A 22,272-nucleotide genomic window follows, 5' to 3' on the forward strand; every position below is an offset into this window, starting at 1 on the left:
GCTTATAGATAAGAATAATCTGAAGATAAAATAATACGCAGCATCGCGGAGTAGTCCATGCAAGAAGCCAATAACGTAGCACTCATCGCGGTGTGTGAAGCAACCCCGTTTTCGCAAGCACAGTCGAAGGTAGAAATTGCAGGTATCGCCACAAATATCATCGTGCCTGGGCTGGTGCTGGAAGCTGCAGTAAAAATAGATGCCTGCCACTCTCTGCTTTTTCTCACCGACGATATTATTTTTGAAGAGTGGCTGACCATGGTGTTGATAGATATCAATCGGGGTGTGAAAGAGATTGTGCGTATTGGTCAGGCGTGGGCAAGCGGGCATTTTGAAAAATTGTCAGTCAAAGAGGAGGAAATAACCTTTCGCTTCCTCGGCGACGCCGAATGGAGGGTAAAAATATCCCTTACCGCCCGTCTGCGTTTTCCTTTCTTTGCTGATCCGCCGGCCGTTCACCGCGCACCGGGTTGGAAAAAATACCTCACTGTCGATTGCGTAAAATAAAGATCCGCAGGCGCGAGCGCCTAAGCCAAACATCCACGTTCATTATTTGTTCGCTTTTCCGTCATAAAACGATCATCCCCCGTGCTCTTAATGGTCGCCAGTTTAATGAAAAATCCGGAAGACTTATGAACAGCGCGTTGGCAGAAATCTCTGAAGACCACTATTCGTCTCTGCATCAATTAAACACCGTACCGAAGCAGAAGGTGCTGAGCGTGAAAAACTTACGCAAAGCCTATAACAAGCACCAGACCGTGCTGCACGACATCAGTTTCGATCTGCACAGCGGCGAGATGGTTGGCGTAATTGGGCGTTCAGGCGCAGGGAAATCCACGTTGCTGCACGTGCTAAACGGCACACACAGCGTCACGTCTGGTGAGATCGTCAGTTTCCCGGAAATGGGCAAGCCGCGTGATGTCACGCACCTGAAAGGCCGCGCGCTGAACCAGTGGCGCAGCCAGTGCGGCATGATTTTCCAGGACTTCTGCCTGGTGCCGCGCCTCGACGTGCTGACCAATGTCCTGCTCGGCAGGCTGAGCCAGACGTCAACACTGAAATCCCTGTTTAAAGTCTTTACCGACGAAGACCGCGCTAAAGCCATCGCGCTGCTGGAGTGGCTGAATATGCTGCCGCATGCCTTGCAGCGTGCAGAAACGCTTTCCGGCGGGCAGATGCAGCGTGTCGCCATTTGTCGCGCATTAATTCAAAACCCATCCCTTTTACTGGCGGACGAACCTGTCGCTTCGCTGGATCCGAAAAATACCCAGCGCATCATGGGCGTGTTACGCGAAGTAAGCGAGCAAGGCATCAGCGTGATGGTGAACCTGCACTCCGTGGAGCTGGTAAAAGAGTATTGCACTCGCGTTATCGGCGTTTCCCAGGGACGGATCATTTTTGACGATCATCCCGCAAGGCTAACGCAGGACGTGTTGCAGGTGCTGTACGGCGATGAAATCAGTCAATTGCATTAATTATTCCTTCCAATGAGACGACACAGGCAATGACAATGAAAAAGCATATTTCTGGCGCATTACGTTTATCGGCATTGATGACAGGTCTTCTGCTGGCATGGCAGGCGGCTGCCGCTGAGCAGCCGAAGGAATTAAATCTGGGGATTTTGGGCGGCCAGAACGCAACCCAACAAATTGGTGATAACCAGTGCGTGAAAGAGTTTCTGGATAAAGAACTGAGCGTGGATACCAAGCTGCGCAACTCGTCTGACTATTCAGGCGTGATCCAGGGTCTGCTGGGCGGAAAAGTCGATGTGGTGCTGAGCATGTCGCCCTCTTCTTACGCGTCTGTGTATATCAACAACCCGAAAGCAGTCGATATCGTGGGTATCGCGGTGGATGACAAAGATAAATCGCGCGGTTACCACTCTGTGGTTATCGTTAAAGCCGACAGTCCGTACAAAAAACTGGAAGATCTGAAAGGCAAAGCATTTGGCTTCGCCGATCCCGACTCAACGTCCGGTTACCTGATCCCGAACTATGCGTTCAAACAGAAGTTTGGCGGTAACGCGGACAATAAATACAACAACTACTTCTCCAGCGTTACCTTCTCCGGTGGTCACGAGCAGGACATTCTTGGCGTGCTGAACGGCCAGTTCGCCGGTGCAGTAACCTGGACTTCTATGGTCGGCGATTACGACTCCGGCTACAGCACCGGTGCGTTTAACCGTTTGATTCGTATGGATCACCCGAATCTGATGAAAGAAATTCGCATTATCTGGGAATCGCCGATCATCCCCAACGGCCCAATCCTTGTGAGCAATAGCCTGCCAGCCGCGTTCAAAGCCAAAGTGGTCACCGCCATTAAAAAACTGGATACCGACAACCACGCCTGCTTCGTGAAGGCGATGGGCGGTACACAGCATATCGGTCCGGGCAGCGTGGATGACTTTAAACAGATTATTGAGATGAAACGCGAACTGGTTAGCGCACGTTAATCCTTCGCCGTATCGATTCCCCGGCCCCTGCGTAAAAACCAGGGGCTTTTATTCGATGGTCATACAGGACGCTACCGCTACGCATGAACAGGTCGAATACGCAGTTTGAGCACTACTATCAGCAAATCAGAATGCGCCAGAAGCGCGACACTGTCGCCTGGTCGCTGGTGCTGCTGGCGCTCTATTTTGCCGCCGGGAACGCGGCGGAATTTAATCTCGCCACCATCTGGCACTCGCTGCCGAACTTTATGGATTACATGCTGGAAACAGTGCCGACGCTGCACTGGTCGGTACTGTTTGCCGACACCCACACCAAAGGCTCGCTGGCGTACTGGGGCTATCGTTTACCGATCCAGCTACCGCTGATTTGGGAAACCCTGCAACTGGCGCTGGCCGCAACGCTGGCGTCATTCGCTATCGCCACCGTGCTGGCTTTTCTGGCGGCGAGCAACACTTGGTCTCCGCCACCGGTACGCTTTACCGTGCGTACACTGGTGGCCTTTTTACGCACCATGCCGGAACTGGCGTGGGCGGTAATCTTCGTGATGGCGTTTGGTATCGGGGCGATCCCCGGTTTCCTGGCGCTGGCGCTGCACACCGTTGGCAGCCTGACCAAGCTGTTTTATGAAGCGGTAGAGAGCGCACAAGATAAACCGGTGCGCGGGCTGGCCTCCTGTGGCGCGACACATCTGCAACGCATTCGCTTCGCGCTGTGGCCGCAGGTGAAACCGATTTTTCTCTCTTATGGATTTATGCGCCTCGAAATTAACTTCCGCTCTTCGACCATTCTTGGGCTGGTCGGTGCGGGCGGCATTGGCCAGGAGCTGATGACGAATATCAAACTCGACCGTTATGATCAGGTCAGCATCACGCTGCTGCTGATTATTACCGTGGTTTTCGTGCTTGATACGCTCTCTGGCCGCTTACGCCAGTGGGTGCTGGAGGGGAAAAAATGACCAACTGGCAAGCCGTACCGAATGTGGAATTGAGCCGCAAATTAAACAGAAAATTGTTCCAGGCACAGGGGCGTTATCTGCGCCGCCTGGGGGTTATCGCCCTCGCCGTGCTGCTCTACTACGTTTGGTTCTTTATGCAGTTCGGCATTCCTGTTGAGCAGGCGCTGACCGGCATGCAGCAGATTGGCCGCTATATTTTGCGCATGTTCGTCTGGCACGATTTTCTCAACTGGCCGTTTGGCTACTACTTCACGCAAATTGGCATTACGCTGGCGATTGTCTTTGCCGGAACCCTGACCGCCACGGTATTCGCGCTGTTGTTGTCGTTTTTTGCCGCGCGCAACATCATGAAAGGCGGCATTGCGGGCATTATCGCCTTTTTCGTGCGCCGCCTGTTCGATATGCTGCGCGGCATTGATATGGCGATCTGGGGGCTGATTTTTGTGCGCGCCGTCGGGCTTGGGCCGCTTGCCGGGGTGCTGGCGATCATCATGCAGGACACCGGCCTTCTCGGTCGGCTATACGCCGAAAGTCACGAAGCAGTGGATCGCTCGCCAGGGCGCGGTTTAACCGCCGTGGGCGCAGGCGGCTTGCAGAAACACCGCTTCAGCACCTTTACCCAATCCTTCCCGACATTTCTGGCGCTGAGCCTGTACCAGATTGAGTCCAACACCCGCTCGGCGGCGGTACTCGGTTTTGTTGGTGCGGGCGGGATTGGTTTGATTTATGCCGAGAATATGCGGCTGTGGAACTGGGATGTGGTGATGTTTATCACCGTGATTCTGGTGGCGGTAGTAATGCTGATGGATAGCGCATCGGCCTGGCTGCGCCGACGCTATATCACTGGCAAGATAGTGCCACTATTTAAACCTGAATAAGTTGCCGGGGCATTGAAGCCCCGGCAGGTTAGCCATAATATATTTTCGCGTTTATATATCCTTTTTTAGTTTGCCCCACTCACCCTCCACTTTGCTTTTGAAAGTGGCTTGTTTGTCTTGTTTACAGGCTTCAATCACGGCGGGCGTGACCGTTTCAATCCCCTGAACATCCACCACCGCTTCTTCAGGTTTGTCCTTATTGTTTAACGCCTCAGCAATGCCGATGGCAGTTGGCTGGAAAGAGGCTTTCAGCGCGAGAAAATCCTCACATGTCCAGCTATTCACGGGTTTACCTTTTTCTGCCGCCTGTGTCGCAGCGGAAACCAGCAGCAAGCTGCCAACGATGATGCTAACGGTTGTCTTCATTCACTTCTCCTTAACGATGACTTATATCATTGAAAAAACTGCTATTCCGTAGATTTCCTAGGGGCTAAATGGTGGGGCGAACGCGCACGTGGATGGATAAAAAAATGTCCTTTCGGCGCATTATCAGCAGTGATGGCGACCAGGGTCACAGCGCCTTGTTTGCCGCGCTTGTCATGCAGCGCGTAGACCAGAAAGGGGAGGATCAGCACAATCACAAAACAGATAACCAGCAGCGTGACGTACTTCTCATCGGCGCTTTCACCACCAATCGAGGCCGGTGGATAAAAAGAGACGATGAAGGCCAGCAGTGACACCAAAAAGCCCAGCCCTGCCATCGCGAGTCGAAATCCGTTTGCGCCGGGAATATGAAAGGTGCGCTTGAGCAGTGGCTGCTTGCGAATTAACTGCATATAGCCCAGGAACAATAAAAAATAGCTACACAGATAAATCAGTACCGTCAGCGTCAGGGCAATCAAGAAGGACATATTGCTCCCGCCACCCGAATTGGTAAGCACCACCAGCGCAACGGATGTCATCAGCAGTTGGCTCACAACCAGCGTCACTGGCACACCATTTTTATTAACCCTGGCGAATGACGCGGGCAATATGCCTCGCTGCGCGGTGACATACATGCCGCGAGACGGTCCAACAATCCATGACGCGATCTCCGCCAGCACACCCAGTACCAGCAGGGCCGCAATCACTTTTACGGCCCAGGAGAGTCCCGCACCGTAATGGGTGATTAATACGCTGAAGGTTTGAACGACCCCGGCAGAAAGGTTGATCTCGTTATGTGGGATCACGGCCGCGACAGACAAGCCACCGATCGAGCTGAGGCAAATCGCGGCGATCATCAGCAGTATCATTGCCAGCGGGTAGTCACGGCCTGGGTTGTTCATTTCGTTAACATACGTAGCCGACGCCTCGACACCCATATAACTCAGAATGAACGCCACAAAAACCACCAGCGTGCCGAGCCGGGTGAAATCTGGGACAAATGTCGACATATCAAAGGTGATGGCCAGCGGCGCACCGCTGAGAAGATAAGCGATGGCCAGCACCACGAGGATAGCGGCAGGCAGCAGGATGCCGCCGAAGAAGCCAAATTTGGCGATTTGCGCGGTATATTTCGTGCCGCCAAATTGGGTAAACGCCAGCCCCCAGAGAATGATTAACGCGGCGAGTGTTTTCGTCAGCGGGTCGCTGTTCAGTGCTGGCCAGTCAAGGATGTAAGCCAGCGCTCCCAGCACGAAGTAGAGCATCGGGATAAAACCGATTGCGATTTGCAGATAACCAAACGAAATCGCCGCAAATCCCCAGCGTTCCCCCAGTGTGTTTGATATCCAGGTAAAGATCCCGCCCTCTTCCCAGCCATCAACGGTGGCCATTTCAGCCGCACACAGGCCAACCGGAATAAACCATAAGATGCCGCCCAATAATAAGAAAAAAACCAGACTAAAACCCGATGTCGCAAACGTCGGGTACTCATACACCGCCATGACCATGGATGCGGTGATAGCAAAAAAACCAATCATGGATAATGACTTAGCCGGAACGCTTTTGTTCGCCGCCTCCATGGCTCTCCTCCTTTTTTTAACGAGACTTTCCGGGCCTCAGGCGTGATTAAAACCGCTGGCTTCTTCAGCACTGAGCGGGCTACTGACCGGATGTCGGGAAAAGTAGTCAAGTGCGCGCTTAATATCGTCCACCAACAAGCTGGCGAGATCATGGCTTACGCCGTGACGCACCAGCACTCGTTGGATGACCAAATCTTCCCGATGGGCAGGCATTGAATAGGCGGGCACTTGCCAGCCACGGCTACGCAGGCGATCTGCAAGGTCATAAAGGGTGTATCCGCCAATGGCTCGCTCAGCGCGTAGCGTCCACGCCAGCGCGGGAATGCCTTGCTGACTGTCGCCATCGAACAAGATTTTGAACGGCCCAAGCTTGTCGATTTCGCGTGCCAGATACTGCGCTGTCTGGTAACAGGCGTTGTGAATTTTCGCGTAGCCTTCCCGCCCCAGACGCAGGAAATTGTAATACTGGGCAATGACCTGCCCGCCAGGGCGTGAAAAATTGAGGGCGAACGTCGGCATGTTGCCGCCGAGGTAATTAACATTAAAAATCAGTTCTTCCGGCAAATCGGCGGCTTCGCGCCATACGACCCAACCGGCACCCAGCGGAGCAAGACCGAATTTGTGGCCAGAGGCATTAATCGATTTCACCCGTGGCAGGCGAAAGTCCCACTGAATATCCGGCGCACAGAACGGCGCCAGAAACCCGCCACTGGCACCATCAACATGGATGGGAATATCCAGGCCGGTTTTCTGTTGCAGATTATCCAGCGCATCATGCACTGCTTTCACCGGCTCATACTGACACGAGAAGGTGACGCCCATCGTCGGGACAACACCAATGGTGTTTTCATCAACGCGCTTGAGCACCTCCTCGGCGTTCATCACCAAACGCTGGCCCTGAAGAGGGATTTCGCGCAGCTCAACATCAAAATAGCGGGCAAATTTATGCCAGCAGATTTGCACGGGTCCGCAGACCAGATTCGGTTTATCGGTAGGTTTGCCTGCAGCAGCCTGTTTTTTTCGCCAGCGCCATTTAAGCGCCAGGCCGCCGAGCATTGCCGCTTCGGATGAACCAATCGTCGAACAACCGAGTGTGTTTTCGGCCTCCGGCGAGTGCCATAAATCGGCGAGCATATGCACACAGCGAGACTCGATGTCAGCCGTTTGCGGGTATTCATCTTTGTCGATCATGTTCTTATCGATGGATAAATCCATCAATGTCCGAATTTCACTGTCGACCCATGTCTGGCAAAACGTGGCCAGATTTTGTCGTGAGTTACCGTCAAGCATCAATTCGTCGCGTACTGCGGCAAAGACATTGCGCGGGTCCCGTTCTTTAGCGGGGAATTGGTGTTTTTCCAGGGACGAAGATAGCTCTAGTGAAGCATAAATATCGTCTATGCCAGGGTATTGCTCATCCATGTGCCCTCTCCTTATGAGTGCATTCGCTAATTCGACATTCCTGAAAAAGCTATAAACCCTGATTTTTATTTTTTCAAATGAGTAAAAATTTGCGAGCCAATCATTAAATAAAGAAAAACAGCGCGTCATTAAGCTGAATTTAAAAGGAAAAAACCATTAACGGGTGAAATGTATGTTTATTAATAAGAACAGGTAACTCGCTGATATAAATAACCACACCAACCATCTTAATTTATATTTAATGAGATGAATTCAGATCTTATATGGCTGGAAATCGTTATTTTTCGCCTGCAACAATCCGTCTTTTCCTGATATATCTTTTACATTTCGCGCAGAATCCGCCGCACAGCAAGGGGTAAAAATCGTTGGTCTTGCAAAACATCATTGATTTGCTAAACCGTTTTAGTTAATTTTTAGCCATACTTTTTGCCAGGAGAATAGCATGTCAGCCAGAGTCTGGTGTCTGGGCGATGCCGTCGTGGATTTACTGCCGGAAGCACCGGGGCATTTGATGCAGTGCCCCGGTGGCGCACCGGCGAATGTCGCGGTCGGGGTTGCCCGATTACAGGGAAATAGCGGGTTTATTGGCCGCGTCGGTGACGATCCATTTGGCCATTTTATGCAACAAACACTGTCAACAGAACAGGTCAACACCGCGTTTATGCGCACCGATCCGGCGCAGCGCACCTCCACGGTGGTGGTAGCACTGGACAATGACGGGGAACGTTCGTTTACCTTTATGGTGCGCCCCAGCGCTGACCTGTTTCTTGCCAAAAGCGACCTGCCAGAATTCCAGCGTGGCGAATGGCTCCACTGCTGCTCCATTGCGCTGGCAGCGGAACCGTCGCGCTCAACGACCTTCTCTGCCATGCAGCAGGTGCGCAGCGCAGGCGGGTTTGTCAGCTTCGATCCGAATATTCGCGAGGATCTCTGGACGGACGCCGCGCAGCTTCGCCAGTGCCTGAGCCAAGCCTTAACGCTGGCCGATGTGGTGAAACTTTCTGAAGAGGAGTTGGCGTTTTTTTCCGGCTCAACACAACTGGAAGCCAGCATGCAAGCCATGGCGGAGCGTTATGCCATCAGTTTACTGCTGGTGACACAAGGAAAAGCCGGCGTCACCGCCTGGCACAGCGGCAAAATTTATCACTACCCCACTTTGCCGGTGGTGAGCGTCGATACCACCGGTGCGGGCGACGCCTTTGTCGCCGGGCTGTTGTGGGGTCTGGCGGAGCACGGGCTGCCGGACTGCGAAGCGCAGTTATCCGCGAGGCTTGCCAGCGCGCAGATCTGCGGTGCGCTGGCGACCACCGCCAAAGGCGCGATGACCGCCCTGCCGTATCACCACCAACTTATGGAACAATGCCGCTGATTTGGCAGGCTTGCCGCTTCGTTTTGCGAGCCGTCTCACAATCACTAAACCGGTTTAGCAAATTTCATTGCACGGAGAAATTGGCCTTGATTATGATTCGAGGCCTAAACCGGTTTAGCAAAATAACTCTGTGATGATGGCTCTTCCTTAGGGATGCAAAAAGATGAAAAAAAGCACGCTCGCCGTAACCCTTGGTTTGATATTAAGCGCCGGTGCCGCTCACGCCGCCGACCCCAGCATGAGCAGCATTGAAGCGCGTCTCGCCGCACTGGAACAGCGCCTGCAAGCCGCAGAACAACGCGCTAACGCCGCCGAAAACCGTGCGCAGGCCGCCGAAAACCGTGCGCAGGCCGCCGAAAAACAGGCTCAGCAACTGGCTGCCGCCCAGCAAAAAAACCAGACCACCACCGCCCCGGTTGAGCAGCGCATCGCCAAACTGGAACAAAAAGCCGCTGACGAAGGCGGGTTTGAATTCCACGGCTACGCCCGCTCTGGCCTGCTGATGAACAACTCTGCGGCCAAAACCCAAGGTGGCCCGACGGTGACGCCAGCCGGAGAAACCGGCGGTCACGTTGGTCGTCTGGGGAATGAGCCGGACACCTATGTTGAGATGAATCTTGAGCATAAACAGACGCTGGCGAACGGCGCGACCACGCGCTTTAAAGTGATGCTCGCCGACGGGCAGAAAACCTATAACGACTGGACAGCCTCCTCAAGCGATCTCAACCTGCGCCAGGCGTTTACCGAAATTGGCCATCTGCCAAGCTTTAGCGGCGCGTTTAAAGATTCCACCGTCTGGGCCGGTAAACGCTTTGACCGCGACAACTTCGACATCCACTGGATAGACTCCGATGTGGTGTTCCTCGCCGGGACCGGCGCGGGCGTTTACGACATGAAATGGAACGACAACACGCGCAGCAACGTCTCGATTTACGGGCGCACCTTCGGCGATATCGAAAACAGCGAAAACACCGCGCAGAACTACATTCTCTCGCTGAATAACTTCTACGGCCCGGTGCAATTGATGGTGAGCGGGATGCGCGCCAAAGATAACGACGACCGACTGGATCTCGACGGCAACAAAGTGAAGAACGATGCGGCGAACACCGGTGTGCACGCCCTGCTCGGCCTGCATAACGATAGCTTCTACGGCCTGCGCGAAGGCTCAGCGAAAACCGCACTGCTGTATGGTCACGGCCTGGGTGCGGAAGTGAAATCGATCGGTTCCGACGGCGCGCTGCTGTCGGAAGCCAACACCTGGCGTCTTGCCAGCTACGGTATTACGCCGCTCGGCGGTGGCTGGCATATTGCCCCGGCACTGCTGGCGCAGACCAGCAAAGATCGCTATGTCAAAGGCGACAGCTATCAATGGGCAACCGCCAACGTGCGCCTGATTCAGGGCTTTACCGAAAACTTCGAGATGCAGTATGAAGGCAGCTATCAGTACATGGATCTGCGCCCGGAAGGTTACAACAGCCGCAACGCCGTCAGCGGCAACTTCTACAAACTCACTGTCGCCCCAACGCTGAAAGCCAGCGATGTGGGTGAATTCCTTAAACGCCCGGAAATCCGCCTGTTCGCCACCTGGATGGACTGGGATCATCGTCTGGATAAATATGCGAGCTCCGACGCCTTTGGCAGCGACGGCTTCAAGGCCGGCGGCGAATGGAACTTCGGCGTACAAATGGAAACCTGGTTCTGATGAAACGGCTCCTTCGGGAGCCATTTTTGCCGGTTAGTCCCACAAAAACGATAAAACAGAGGTTTTTATGGATTTTGCACAAATTTCCCGGTCGCTACTGCCGCTACTGGGAGGCAAGGACAATATTGCCAGCGCCGCGCACTGCGCAACACGCTTGCGTCTGGTGCTGGTGGAAGATGCCAAAGCGGACACTGCCGCGATTGGCAAAATTGATGGCGTAAAGGGATGCTTTCGTAACGCCGGTCAGTTGCAGATTATCTTCGGCACTGGCGTAGTGAATAAAGTTTACGCCGCGTTTATCGCCGAAGCCGGGATCAGCGAAACCAGCAAATCAGAAGCGGCAGATATTGCCGCGCGCAAGCTTAACCCGTTCCAGCGTATCGCCCGTTTGCTCTCCAACATTTTTGTGCCAATTATTCCGGCGATTGTCGCCTCCGGCCTGCTGATGGGCCTGCTGGGGATGGTGAAAACCTACGGCTGGGTCAGCGCCGACAACGCGCTTTATATCATGCTCGACATGTTCAGCTCGGCAGCGTTTATCATTCTGCCGATCCTGATTGGTTTTACTGCCGCGCGTGAATTTGGTGGTAACCCGTACCTTGGCGCGACTCTGGGCGGCATTCTGACCCACCCGGCGCTGACCAACGCCTGGGGCGTGGCGGCAGGCTTCCACACCATGAATTTCTTCGGCATTGAAGTGGCGATGATCGGCTACCAGGGCACGGTGTTCCCGGTGCTGCTGGCGGTGTGGTTTATGAGCCTGCTGGAAAAACAGCTGCGCCGGGTGATCCCGGATGCGCTGGATCTGATCCTCACACCATTCCTGACGGTGATTATCTCCGGCTTTGTCGCGATGTTGATTATCGGCCCGGCGGGTCGCGCACTCGGCGACGGTATCTCCTTTGTGCTCAGCACGCTTATCACCCATGCCGGATGGCTGGCCGGTTTGCTGTTCGGCGGCTTGTATTCAGTGATTGTGATTACCGGCGTGCACCACAGCTTCCATGCCATTGAAGCCGGGCTGTTGGGTAACCCGTCGATTGGCGTTAACTTCCTGCTGCCAATCTGGGCGATGGCGAACGTGGCACAGGGCGGCGCGTGCCTGGCGGTATGGTTTAAAACCAAAGACGCGAAGATTAAGGCGATTACTCTGCCCTCGGCATTCTCCGCCCTACTCGGCATTACCGAGGCGGCAATTTTCGGTATCAACCTGCGCTTTATGAAACCGTTTATCGCCGCACTTATCGGCGGCGCGGTTGGCGGCGCGTGGGTGGTGTCGGTGCATGTCTATATGACGGCGGTTGGCCTGACAGGCCTACCAGGGATGGCGATTGTGCAAGCCAGCTCGCTGCTGAATTATATTATCGGCATGGCTATCGCCTTTAGCGTCGCCTTTGTTATCTCTTACCTGCTGAAATACAAAACGGACTCTGAATAATGGCTTCACAACCGCTGCTACCCGCCATTTTACAGGCGGTGATGAAAGGTCAACCGAAGGCGCTAAATGACAGCCATTACCCTGGCTGGCACCTGGCACCCACTACCGGGCTGCTCAACGATCCGAACGGGTTTATCCACTTTGCCGGGCGATACCACCTGTTCTATCAGTGGAATGCGCTGGGTTGCCAGCACCAGCATAAGTGCTGGGCGCACTGGAGTTCAGAGGACTTAGTGCACTGGCAGCATGAACCTATCGCGTTGATGCCTGATGAAGAGTACGACCGCAGCGGTTGTTATTCCGGCAGCGCCGTAGATAACAACGGCGTACTGACGCTTTGTTATACCGGCAATGTTAAATTTGACGATGGCACACGCACCGCGTGGCAATGCCTGGCGGTGCAAAACAGCGCAGGTGGCTTCGACAAGCTCGGCCCGGCAATCCCGTTGCCACACGGTTACACAGGCCACGTTCGTGACCCGAAAGTGTGGCGACACGGTGACTACTGGTACATGGTGCTGGGCGCGCAGGACTTGCAATTGCAGGGCAAAGTTTTACTACTGCGTTCCGAAAACCTGTGGAACTGGCAAAACCTGGGAGAAATCGCCGGTAGCGGGCTGGGCGGCTTGGGTGACGCGGGCTACATGTGGGAGTGCCCGGATATGTTCCCCCTTAACGGCAGTACCTTTCTGATTTGCTGCCCGCAAGGCGTGACGCGCGAAGAGAAGCGCTATCTAAACACCTACCCAAGTGCTTACTTAAGCGGTCAGTTCGACTACGCCAGTGCGAGCTACCAGCACGGCGAATTTCACGAACTGGACGCCGGGTTTGAGTTTTATGCCCCGCAAACTACGCTCAGCGCCGACGGACGCCGCCTGCTGGTGGGCTGGATGGGCGTGCCGGACGGCGAAGAGATGCGCCAGCCGACCGTTGCCTACGGCTGGATCCACCAGATGACCTGCTTGCGTGAACTGACATCCCGCAACGGAAAGTTGTACCAGCAGCCCGTTAAGGAGTTGCAGGCACTGCGCGGTGAACAGCAGCACTATCACGGCGCGGCGCACAAGATGCCCGCGCTGGACGCGCAACGCCTGGAGCTGGTGCTGGAAAGCGCGGGCGACGTGACGCTGAATTTCGCCGATACGCTGATCCTCGAATGGCATCATGACGAGCTGCGCCTTTCGCGCCGTAGCCTGGAGAACGGCGCATGGCTGTACCGTTACTGGAACGGATACGCGCATAAATTGCAGATCCTGTGCGACCACTCCAGCGTCGAGATCTTTATCAACGAGGGCGAAGGCGTGATGAGCAGCCGCTACTTCCCGGACCATCCGGCGCAAATAACCCTGACGGGAGACGCAGAAGTGCAGGCCAGCTACTGGTCGTTACGTGCTTGCATGGTAGAATAAGTGCTTGTTTCCTTAACCGATGCACAACCGTGAGAAAAACAAAACGCGTTACCATCAGTGATATCGCCGCGCTGGCGGGTGTGTCGAAAGCCACCGCCAGCCTGGTGCTTAACGGCCGCGGCAAAGAGCTGCGCGTGGCGCAGGAGACGCGCGATCGCGTGCAGGCCATCGCCCAGCAGCATCATTATCAACCCAGCATTCATGCCCGCCTGCTGCGTGAAAACCGCAGCCACACGCTGGGGCTGGTGGTGCCGGAAATTACTAACTACGGTTTCGCCGTTTTTTCTCACGAGCTGGAAAACCTCTGCCGCGAAGCCGGTTTGCAGCTGCTTATCTCCTGTACCGACGAAAACGCCAGCCAGGAAACGGTGGTGGTCAACAACCTGGTCGCACGCCAGGTGGACGGGTTGATTGTCGCCTCCAGCATGCAAAACGACGCCGACTATGTGAAGCTCAGCGAGCAGTTGCCGGTGGTGCTGTTTGACCGCCATATCAATGACACGCAACTGCCTTTGGTGATCACCGATTCGCTGACGCCGACCGCCGATCTGGTCGAAAGGCTGGCGCGCGCCAACCCTGATGAAGTTTACTTTCTTGGCGGGCAACCGCGCTTGTCGCCAACGAAAGACCGCCTCGCCGGGTTTATGCAAGGGCTGGAGCGCGCGGGCGTTACTCCGCGCCCGGAGTGGATCATTCACGGTAATTATCATCCGAGCAGCGGTTACGAGATGTTCGCCGCTCTGTGCGCGAAACTGGGGCGCCCGCCTAAAGCGCTGTTCACCGCCGCTTGCGGCCTGCTGGAAGGGGTTTTGCGTTATATGAGCCAGCACCATTTGCTGGAGAGCGATATTCATATCGCCAGTTTCGACGATCACTATTTATATGATTCGCTGACGCTGCCGATTGATACGGTGGAGCAGAATGTCCCGCGCCTCGCGCAGGACTGCTTTGATATCATCACCCAGATGATAGAGGGCAATGAACCGGCTTCGCCGCAGCGCGTGCTGCCCGCAACCCTGCGCTTTCGCCACCCCGCGTCATAAGAATTATTCCCCCGCCGGCCCTCTCCTGTTTGCTCTATTTTTAATCATGCAGCCTTACTGGCGGCATCACTCAAACAGGAGAAAATAATGAGCACATCACTGTTCAGCAACACCCCGTCAGTCGCGGTTATGGATAACCGTGGCCTGACAGTGCGTGAAATATTATATCACCGTCATCCCGATGCGCCGGACACCACTGACGAACGCATTACCCGCCATCGGTTTGATGCACGCGGGTTCCAGGCTCGCAGCGCCGATCCGCGCCTGCACGATACCGGGCTGGCGAACTTTATCTGGCTAACGGATCTGAACGGCGATGTATTGCGTACTCAGAGCGTAGATGCAGGCATCACTATCAGCCTGAACGATGCCTGCGGGCGCCTGTTGACCTCGGCCAGTAATATTCGCACCGCTGACGACGGCGCTGAAGACCGAAGCCAGGTGGTAATCCGTCACTGGCAGTATGAAGACGCCTCAATGCCCGGACGCCCGCTTGGCGTGACTGAGCAGATGGCTGGCGAAGCAGCACGTATTGCGGAGCGCTTTGTGTATGCGGGCAACACGGAGGCAGATCAGGCGCTGAATATCGCTGGCGTATGCGTTAGCCATTACGACCCGGCAGGTCTGCTTTCGATGAGCCGTGTTTCTCTGAACGGCGTACCGCTTTCTGTCTCCCGCCAGCTGCTGCCGGATGATGCACAAGCGGACTGGCAGGGCGCGGACGCCTCGGCGTGGAACGACCTGCTGGCGGGCGAAACCTACACCACGCTGAGTACAGTGGACGCCGCCGGAAATGTGCTGACCACCACCGACACGAAAGGCAATATCCAGCGCGTGGCGTATGACGTGGCGGGCCTGCTGAAAAGGAGCTGGCTGACGGTCAGCAGCGGTTCTGAGCAGGTCATAGTCAAATCCCTGACATACTCCGCCGCCGGGCAGAAACTGCGCGAGGAGCACGGCAATGGCGTGGTGACAACCTACAGCTACGAAGCGGAAACCCAGCGTCTGGTGGGTATTAAAACCGAACGCGCGACAACGACAAAAGTGCTGCAGGATTTGCGCTACGAGTACGACCCGGTAGGCAATGTGCTGGTGATTACCAGCGATGCCGAGGAGACCCGTTTCTGGCGCAATCAGCAAGTGGTGCCCGAAAACACCTACGCCTACGACAGCCTGTACCAGCTGGTCAGCGCCACCGGGCGCGAAATGGCCAATGCGGTGCAGCAGAACAGCAGCCTGCCAGCTTATTCCTCCTTCGATAACGCCACCTACACGAACTATTCCCGCACTTACACCTACGACAACGCCGGTAACCTGACGAAAATTCAGCACAGCGCCCCGGCCTCCGGCAATAACTACACCACCAGCATCACCGTCTCCGACAGCAGCAACCGCGCGGTGCTCAGTACCTTCACCGAAAACCCGGCAGATGTGGAGGCGCTGTTCACTGCCGGTGGTCAGCAGAAACAGCTTTTACCGGGTCAGAATCTGTTGTGGACGGCGCGCCAGGAACTGCAGAAAGTCACGCCCGTCACCCGCAACGGCGAACCCGATGACAGCGAACGTTACCGCTACGATGCCACCAGCCAGCGCATCGTCAAAATCACCTCACAACTGACCGGCAGCACCACGCAGACAAAACGGGTGATTTACCTGCCGGGTCTGGAGCTGCGCAACAGCACAACCGAAGAATTACAGGTGATAACCGTCGGTGTTGCCGGGCGCGCGCAGGTGCGGGTGCTGCACTGGGAAAGCGGTCAGCCCGCCAGTATCAGCAACGATCAAATTCGTTACAGCTACGACAACCTGACGGGCAGTAGCGCGCTGGAAGTGGACGGCAGCGGCGAGCTTATCAGCCAGGAAGAGTATTACCCGTATGGCGGCACGGCACTGTTTGCCGCGCGCAGCCAGCTGGAAGCGGATTACAAAATCCTCCGTTATTCCGGAAAAGAACAGGACGCGACGGGGCTGTATTACTACGGTTACCGCTATTACCAGCCATGGGTGGGGCGGTGGCTAAGCGCTGATCCGGCGGGTACAGTGGACGGGCTGAATCTGTTCAGGATGGTGCAAAATAATCCCGTGACGCTGGAGGACAACGATGGGTTGGCCCCCGGAAGGCGATTTATTTATTTTCCTTTTTTGGATGAAGCAAGGATTTTACGTTTGGTAAAAGCAAATCAAGCCAGGATGGGAAGTAATAAATCGGATTATGTAACGCTTATCAAATCTGAGGATGAAGATAAGTTCAACGAACTTGTTGAGACACATTTTTCCCATTCGCCTGAAGGCGATGAAGAACTTAAGGAGAATATGTTGTTCAATGTGGTGAATGACCTGCAGGAGATGGGGGAAAATGACCAGTTAATTATCAATTCACATGGCCTTCCCGCCAGCAGTTATTTTTATGGTGAACGTATCGGTGAATCACTTCCTCAAATTTCTGCCGGTGAAGTGGCACAAACGCTGGTCACTGATTTTGAGCTCCCTGCGACGGCAAAAATAAAGATCAGTGCCTGTTATAGTGCGCAAGGTAAAGGTGATCATATTGTTATTGACGACACGATAAAATCGAGTAGAAAAACACTTAAATTCATTGCGAAAAATAGAGGTCCATTTTCTGCCTCTTTAGCCGGAAAACTAGAAGAGAGCTTACTTGAATTACAACCCAAAAGAGATAAAGGAAACGTTTACGGATATTTAGGCACGACTGTTTTCTACCCCTTCAAACAGAAAAATATCACTATTTCAGAAAATGGAAAATTTGTTAAAAGAGAAGCAAGAGCAAAACCAGCTTACTTTAAAAAGAAAATTCAAACCCCAGAAGGAAACTTTGAAACCAAAGAGATAAAAGTAAAAAGAAGCCTGACACGAACGAATGCATTAGGAATAAATGCTGAGCATCACTAAGTAAGATTCGTTTTGGCGGCTGGCATAAATAAGGTGTGACTGTTAACCGGATATTTCTTTGCCGCTAAAGGGAGAAGTTTGTCATACCGACTTCTCCCTTTTACTTGCTGCCGTTTTAAGCGGTGAGTGTACTGTTTACCTGGTGTGCTATTAGTTAAACGCCACGCCTCTGGCGGGTTGCTGCAATTTCCCCGGAGCCTGTAACGAACCACAGCTATTGGGCTGCGGGGCATTTTCCATCACGCCTCGCACAAACTTCAGTTCATCATCGAAAGCGACGTTAACGACCCCGTTATGCGTGATGCCAGGGTAGGTCTTCCACTCCACTGCATTACCACCCGCGCAGAGCGCGGCGATGGCGGCGTACTGGTGATGTGGCGACAACGTGTGATCGGCAAGCCCGGTTGCGGTAAAGAGCGGTGCGGGAAAAGTTTTCACGGGCATATCCGTTACCGCCAGCAATTTTGACTCCACCTGCTTTGTGCCGCCCACAAATACCGTGCCACCAGTGAGCTTTTCCCGTCGTTCGTAACGCCCCAGTTCCGGCATACAGGCCGTTCTGGCGAGCGCCAGCATCTTCGTGCCTTTATCCGTCACCCATTTTTCAGCAGCCGGTGCGCCGTCCGGCAACGAACCGCCAATGATGCGCAGAAGCGTAAAGCGGGCGGGATCGCGCTGCCCTAGCCGCGCAGGCCCCGGTTTGATCGGACCGTCCGGAAAAGTGGCAACCACACCGGTGGCTATTGTCGCGCGCAGCTTGAGTTCCGGCGCGTAATCCGGCGCGAGCAGACTGGCACCGAGCGATGCACCGGAGCCTTGCGACTGGCCGCTAATCACCAGATTGTTTGCTACCTGCGGCGAGCTGTTGAGCACAGCGCGCACGCTATCGAGCACCGAACGCCCTTCGGCTTCCCAGTTCATATACGGATGCGGGCCAGGCCCGCCTAGCCCCTGGTAATCGGTCCCGACAACGGCAAAACCCTGCTTTAGCCACTGGTTAATATAGTGCGCATCACGCGGAGTCGGGTTGGTCCAGGAAGGCGCGCAGCTATCGGCAACGCCCAGTGTTCCGTGCGCCCAGGCAACAAGTGGCCAGCCGCCTTTTGGCGCTTGCCCTTTTGGTAGCCACAGCGTACCGCTGACCGGCACGATGCCAGCATTCCAGCGTTTATCCTGCGAGGTGTAAAGAATGCGCGCGATCTGGCTGGCATCGGTAATGTCAGGCTGACCAGGAATCGGCTCTTCACGCAGCATCACGCCGGGTTTATCGGGTAACGCGCCATCCCAGATGTAAAACGGCGAAAGCGTTTGATCGCCGACCGCTGGCCCAACGGGCAACGCATTACTCCACGCATTTGCGCCGTTGACCCACATAGTAAGGGCGCAGATCGCATAGCTGAGATTGCGGCTAACTTTCACGATTTTCTCCACGGATAGCGGGACGTTAGCCGCCAGTAAACGGAGTTACATGCAAGAATTCAAACACGAAAGTGTGAGTAATTTATTCATACATGTTGCCTTTTCCTCTCCTTTTGATTTAGATTTGTCTAAATTTAGAAAAAGCTAAAATACAATGACAAACCCGGATATCACCTTACTGCAAGCGCAGGCAGAAAAAGCCTCTGCCCTGCTTAAAGCGATGAGCAACCCGCATCGTTTACTGATCCTCTGCATGCTGTGCGACGCGCCCGGTACGTCCGCCGGGGAATTAAGCGCGATCACTGGTCTGAGCCCGTCAGCCACTTCACAGCATCTGGCGCGGATGAAAGAGGAAGGTTTGATCGAAAGCCAGCGCCAGGCGCAGCGGGTGAACTACTTCATTAAAGCGCCAGCGATCCGAACGCTGGTCCACACACTGAAAACAATTTATTGCCCGGAGGCATAGCCATGCAATACACCCCTGTCAGCCCCAAAGAAGCCAGAGCACAACAGCAAAATGGCGCGCTGATTGTTGATATTCGCCAGGTGGATGAATTTCGTCGTGAACATTTGCCCGACGCGCTTTCCCTGCCGCTGGATGAACTGCTGGCCGGGAAAAACGTGGCGCACGTTTCGCCGGGACAAACGATTATTTTCCATTGCCAGTCCGGCATGCGTACGCAGCAAAATGCCGAAGCGCTGGCGCGCGCAATGGCACCAGCAACTGTCATGATCCTCGAAGGCGGAATGAATAACTGGAAGCGCGAAAAGCTGCCGACCGTGCAGGATAAACGTCAGCCGCGCCCGCTGATGCAACAGGTGCAGATTGTCGCAGGCAGCTTGATCCTGCTCGGTGTGGTGCTTGGTTTTGCGATTCACCCCAATTTCTTCCTGCTGTCGGGTTTTGTCGGCGCAGGGCTGTTGTTTGCAGGATTAAGCGGCTGGTGCGGCATGGCGCTGCTGCTGGCGAAAATGCCGTGGAACCGCGGTTAAGAAGCACCGTTATAGCGAGCTCCATTTCAGTTGATTATTCGTTGAATCAAATGAGCCGCGTCTTATTGTAAGCCCTTTCCTGAGCGTGTACTATGTACACCAAAAGGAGAGGTATGACAGTAAGTCAAGCTATTGTATTTATTGAAACCTCGATGTTCTCTCGACAAATTAAACAGATTGCCACGGACGATGAACTGAGAGTGCTGATTGAATCTCCAGATAAAGGGGATTTGATTCAGAAGACAGGTGGCCTGCGCAAAATAAGGATGGCAACAGGCTCTCAGGGAAAAAGCGGAAGCGCCAGAGTGATCTATTTTCTGGCGACAGAAGACGTTATCTACCTGGTGATGGCTTATCCTAAAAATGTGAAAGATAGCCTGACTGATGCAGAAAAGGCTGAACTTAAAAAGCTGACCAGGCAATTGAAAGATGAGGTGCAATATGAGTTTCTTTGACGAGCTGAAAGCATCGCTGGAAGAGGCTGTGGACATAAAAAACGGTGCTAAAAAGCCGGCCCGTGTTACCCGTTATGAAATTGCTGATGTGAAAGCAATAAGAGAACAACTTAACGTGTCGCAGGGTGAAATGGCGAAAGCTCTGGGTACGAGTGTGGATACAATTAAAAGTTGGGAATCCGGGCGGCGTAACCCAACAGGACTCGCAGCAAAAGTCCTGGCCGCTATCAAAGCTAACCCTGCGTTTTTTAAAGAATTGTCTGCACATTAATCAATAACCGCTACTTCTGCCAATTATCCTCCGGGTCAAATGAGTGATATATTTCAGAGCCTAACCCCAAGGAGACGTCATGGCGGAATTTGATTCACTTGCGCAGGATCTGCTGGCGCAGGCAGATACTGACCAGCAGCGACAGCAAGAACGGGACCGGGTACTACTGGATCTGGTGCTGGAAATCTACGGTCAGAAATACGTGGCAGAGCAGTTAAAAAAAGCGGGTAAAGCCGAGTGGAGCCGCGAATCGCTCAACCGCTGGGTCAACGGCAAAGGCAATCCGAGAACGTTCACCGCCGCTGAAGAAGCGCTGCTGCGCAGCTTGCTGCCCTCCCTACCCGCGCATCACCCGCACTATCGCTTTCGCTTTATCGATCTCTTCGCCGGTATCGGTGGTATTCGCAGCGGATTTGAAGCCATTGGCGGGCAGTGCGTGTTTACCAGTGAATGGAATAAAAATGCGGTGCGCACCTATAAAGCCAACTGGTACAACGACCATGCCACGCATACCTTCAACCAGGATATTCGCGAAGTCACGCTGAGCGGCAACCCGAACGTTTCCGAAGCCGACGCCTATGCACACATCGCCGCGACTATTCCCGAGCATGATGTTCTGCTCGCAGGTTTCCCCTGCCAGCCCTTTAGCCTCGCGGGCGTCAGTAAAAAGAACGCCATGGGCCGCGCGCACGGGTTTGAGTGCGAAGCGCAAGGCACGCTGTTTTTCGATGTGGCGCGCATTATCAAAGCCCGTCGCCCGGCCATCTTTGTGCTGGAAAATGTTAAAAATTTAAAGAGCCACGACAAAGGCAAAACCTTCAGCGTGATCATGAATACGCTGGATGAACTGGGCTACGACGTAGCTGACGCCGCGCTAAACGGCAAAGATGACCCGAAAATCATCGACGGCAAACACTTCTTACCCCAGCACCGCGAGCGCATTGTGCTGGTGGGTTTTCGCCGCGATTTAGACCTCGCCGACGGTTTTACCCTGCGCGATATCGACCGTTTTTATCCGGCAAAACGGCCCGCATTCGGTGATCTGCTGGATCCCACCGTCGACAGCAAATATGTGCTGTCACATAAGTTGTGGGATTACCTCTATCGCTACGCGAAGAAACACGCGGCGAAAGGCAATGGTTTTGGCTTCGGGCTGGTTGATCCAACCCGTGCCGATAGCGTGGCGCGCACCCTTTCGGCGCGTTATCACAAAGATGGATCAGAAATTCTTATCGATCGCGGCTGGGATAAAGCGCTCGGCGAGGCCGATTTTGCCAACGCGGAAAATCAGGCACGTCGCCCGCGACGGCTGACACCACATGAATGTGCGCGCTTGATGGGGTTTGAAAAAGTGGGCGAAAAACCGTTTCGCATTCCGGTTTCCGATACGCAAGCCTATCGCCAGTTTGGTAACTCGGTTGTCGTTCCCGTCTTTGCCGCCGTGGCCAAATTGCTGGAACCCCGTATTGCTCTCGCCGTAAAACGGCGCAAAAAAATCTAAAACACTTTCCCGGCGCGCAAGGCGCCGGCACTTATTTAAGTCTTATTTAAGTGTTTAAAAAGTGATCATAAAGTTAATGCTGGCCAGGTCGATATTAGTGGTGCAATCCCG

Annotated in this window: 20 protein-coding genes; 16 read left to right on the plus strand and 4 right to left on the minus strand. The window is 54.3% G+C overall.

The features are described 5' to 3' along the window. The first annotated feature begins 57 nt into the window (after positions 1-57). From ACFX4O_RS19660 to phnE (ACFX4O_RS19680), 5 genes are all read left to right on the plus strand, one after another. Positions 58-507, plus strand: a complete 450-nt coding sequence (locus ACFX4O_RS19660; RefSeq protein WP_380210312.1) for a hypothetical protein — start codon at positions 58-60, stop codon at positions 505-507. A 125-nt stretch (positions 508-632) separates the two neighbouring features. Next, a complete protein-coding gene (phnC, locus tag ACFX4O_RS19665; protein ID WP_380210310.1) occupies positions 633-1,475 on the plus strand; it encodes a phosphonate ABC transporter ATP-binding protein in 843 nt (280 codons plus the stop codon). Between the two features lie 35 nt (positions 1,476-1,510). Next, a complete protein-coding gene (gene phnD, locus ACFX4O_RS19670) occupies positions 1,511-2,452 on the plus strand; it encodes a phosphonate ABC transporter substrate-binding protein (protein ID WP_380210309.1) in 942 nt (313 codons plus the stop codon). An 83-nt stretch (positions 2,453-2,535) separates the two neighbouring features. Then, positions 2,536-3,408, plus strand: coding sequence for a phosphonate ABC transporter, permease protein PhnE (phnE, locus tag ACFX4O_RS19675; protein ID WP_380210307.1), 873 nt, complete (start codon positions 2,536-2,538; stop codon positions 3,406-3,408). Continuing rightward, the gene (gene phnE, locus ACFX4O_RS19680) at positions 3,405-4,286 is read left to right on the plus strand and encodes a phosphonate ABC transporter, permease protein PhnE (RefSeq protein ID WP_380210305.1); all 882 of its coding nucleotides are present in this window, start codon (positions 3,405-3,407) and stop codon (positions 4,284-4,286) included. Before phnE (ACFX4O_RS19675) ends, phnE (ACFX4O_RS19680) begins: the two co-directional genes overlap by 4 nt. A gap of 51 nt (positions 4,287-4,337) precedes the next feature. Here the strand turns inward: phnE (ACFX4O_RS19680) and hdeA are convergent, their stop codons facing one another. Genes hdeA through ACFX4O_RS19695 form a run of 3 tightly spaced genes read right to left on the minus strand, consistent with a single transcriptional unit; the run spans position 4,338 to position 7,651 of the window. Next, entirely contained in the window at positions 4,338-4,652 is a 315-nt protein-coding gene (gene hdeA / locus ACFX4O_RS19685) for an acid-activated periplasmic chaperone HdeA (protein WP_380210304.1), read from the minus strand. 41 nt (positions 4,653-4,693) lie between these two features. Then, positions 4,694-6,229, minus strand: a complete 1,536-nt coding sequence (gene gadC, locus ACFX4O_RS19690; protein ID WP_380210302.1) for a glutamate:gamma-aminobutyrate antiporter — start codon at positions 6,227-6,229, stop codon at positions 4,694-4,696. Between the two features lie 36 nt (positions 6,230-6,265). Then, a complete protein-coding gene (locus ACFX4O_RS19695; protein WP_380210300.1) occupies positions 6,266-7,651 on the minus strand; it encodes a glutamate decarboxylase in 1,386 nt (461 codons plus the stop codon). 442 nt (positions 7,652-8,093) lie between these two features. Between ACFX4O_RS19695 and ACFX4O_RS19700 the strand changes: the two genes are divergently transcribed. From ACFX4O_RS19700 to ACFX4O_RS19725, 6 genes are all read left to right on the plus strand, one after another. Continuing rightward, positions 8,094-9,020, plus strand: coding sequence for an aminoimidazole riboside kinase (locus tag ACFX4O_RS19700; RefSeq protein WP_380210299.1), 927 nt, complete (start codon positions 8,094-8,096; stop codon positions 9,018-9,020). 163 nt (positions 9,021-9,183) lie between these two features. Then, positions 9,184-10,722, plus strand: a complete 1,539-nt coding sequence (locus ACFX4O_RS19705) for a carbohydrate porin (RefSeq protein WP_380210297.1) — start codon at positions 9,184-9,186, stop codon at positions 10,720-10,722. Positions 10,723-10,789: 67 nt separating this feature from the next. After that, positions 10,790-12,160, plus strand: a complete 1,371-nt coding sequence (locus tag ACFX4O_RS19710) for a sucrose-specific PTS transporter subunit IIBC (RefSeq protein WP_131408877.1) — start codon at positions 10,790-10,792, stop codon at positions 12,158-12,160. Beyond that, positions 12,160-13,569 carry a sucrose-6-phosphate hydrolase gene (locus tag ACFX4O_RS19715; protein ID WP_380210294.1) on the plus strand — a complete coding sequence of 470 codons (1,410 nt, stop codon included), beginning with the start codon at positions 12,160-12,162 and terminating at the stop codon, positions 13,567-13,569. The genes ACFX4O_RS19710 and ACFX4O_RS19715 overlap by 1 nt, the downstream gene beginning before the upstream one ends. Positions 13,570-13,598: 29 nt before the next feature. Continuing rightward, positions 13,599-14,612 (plus strand): substrate-binding domain-containing protein, encoded by a 1,014-nt coding sequence (locus tag ACFX4O_RS19720; protein ID WP_131408873.1) that lies wholly within the window; start codon positions 13,599-13,601, stop codon positions 14,610-14,612. Between the two features lie 87 nt (positions 14,613-14,699). Beyond that, positions 14,700-17,522: an RHS repeat domain-containing protein gene (locus ACFX4O_RS19725; RefSeq protein WP_380210292.1), complete on the plus strand. Its 2,823-nt coding sequence runs from the start codon at positions 14,700-14,702 to the stop codon at positions 17,520-17,522. Between the two features lie 150 nt (positions 17,523-17,672). Here ACFX4O_RS19725 and ACFX4O_RS19730 read toward each other — a convergent pair whose 3' ends face one another. Next, positions 17,673-18,941 (minus strand): lipase family protein, encoded by a 1,269-nt coding sequence (locus ACFX4O_RS19730; RefSeq protein WP_380210290.1) that lies wholly within the window; start codon positions 18,939-18,941, stop codon positions 17,673-17,675. A 154-nt stretch (positions 18,942-19,095) separates the two neighbouring features. Here ACFX4O_RS19730 and ACFX4O_RS19735 point away from each other — a divergent pair, with 154 nt between their 5' ends. The 5 genes from ACFX4O_RS19735 (at position 19,096) to ACFX4O_RS19755 (ending at position 22,161) form a co-directional block, all read left to right on the plus strand. After that, a complete protein-coding gene (locus ACFX4O_RS19735) occupies positions 19,096-19,407 on the plus strand; it encodes a helix-turn-helix transcriptional regulator (protein WP_131408871.1) in 312 nt (103 codons plus the stop codon). Positions 19,408-19,409: 2 nt separating this feature from the next. After that, complete coding sequence (locus ACFX4O_RS19740) at positions 19,410-19,934, plus strand: rhodanese family protein (RefSeq protein WP_380210288.1); 525 nt, start codon at positions 19,410-19,412, stop codon at positions 19,932-19,934. A 113-nt stretch (positions 19,935-20,047) separates the two neighbouring features. Continuing rightward, positions 20,048-20,389 (plus strand): type II toxin-antitoxin system RelE/ParE family toxin, encoded by a 342-nt coding sequence (locus ACFX4O_RS19745; RefSeq protein ID WP_380210287.1) that lies wholly within the window; start codon positions 20,048-20,050, stop codon positions 20,387-20,389. Continuing rightward, positions 20,376-20,660 carry a NadS family protein gene (gene nadS / locus ACFX4O_RS19750; RefSeq protein WP_380210285.1) on the plus strand — a complete coding sequence of 95 codons (285 nt, stop codon included), beginning with the start codon at positions 20,376-20,378 and terminating at the stop codon, positions 20,658-20,660. Before ACFX4O_RS19745 ends, nadS begins: the two co-directional genes overlap by 14 nt. 79 nt (positions 20,661-20,739) lie before the next feature. After that, positions 20,740-22,161 (plus strand): DNA cytosine methyltransferase, encoded by a 1,422-nt coding sequence (locus tag ACFX4O_RS19755; protein WP_380210283.1) that lies wholly within the window; start codon positions 20,740-20,742, stop codon positions 22,159-22,161. The last annotated feature ends 111 nt before the right edge of the window (positions 22,162-22,272 follow it).

Source organism: Kosakonia sp. YIM B13571 (assembly GCF_042788095.1).
In the GTDB taxonomy this organism is placed as follows: domain Bacteria; phylum Pseudomonadota; class Gammaproteobacteria; order Enterobacterales; family Enterobacteriaceae; genus Kosakonia; species Kosakonia quasisacchari.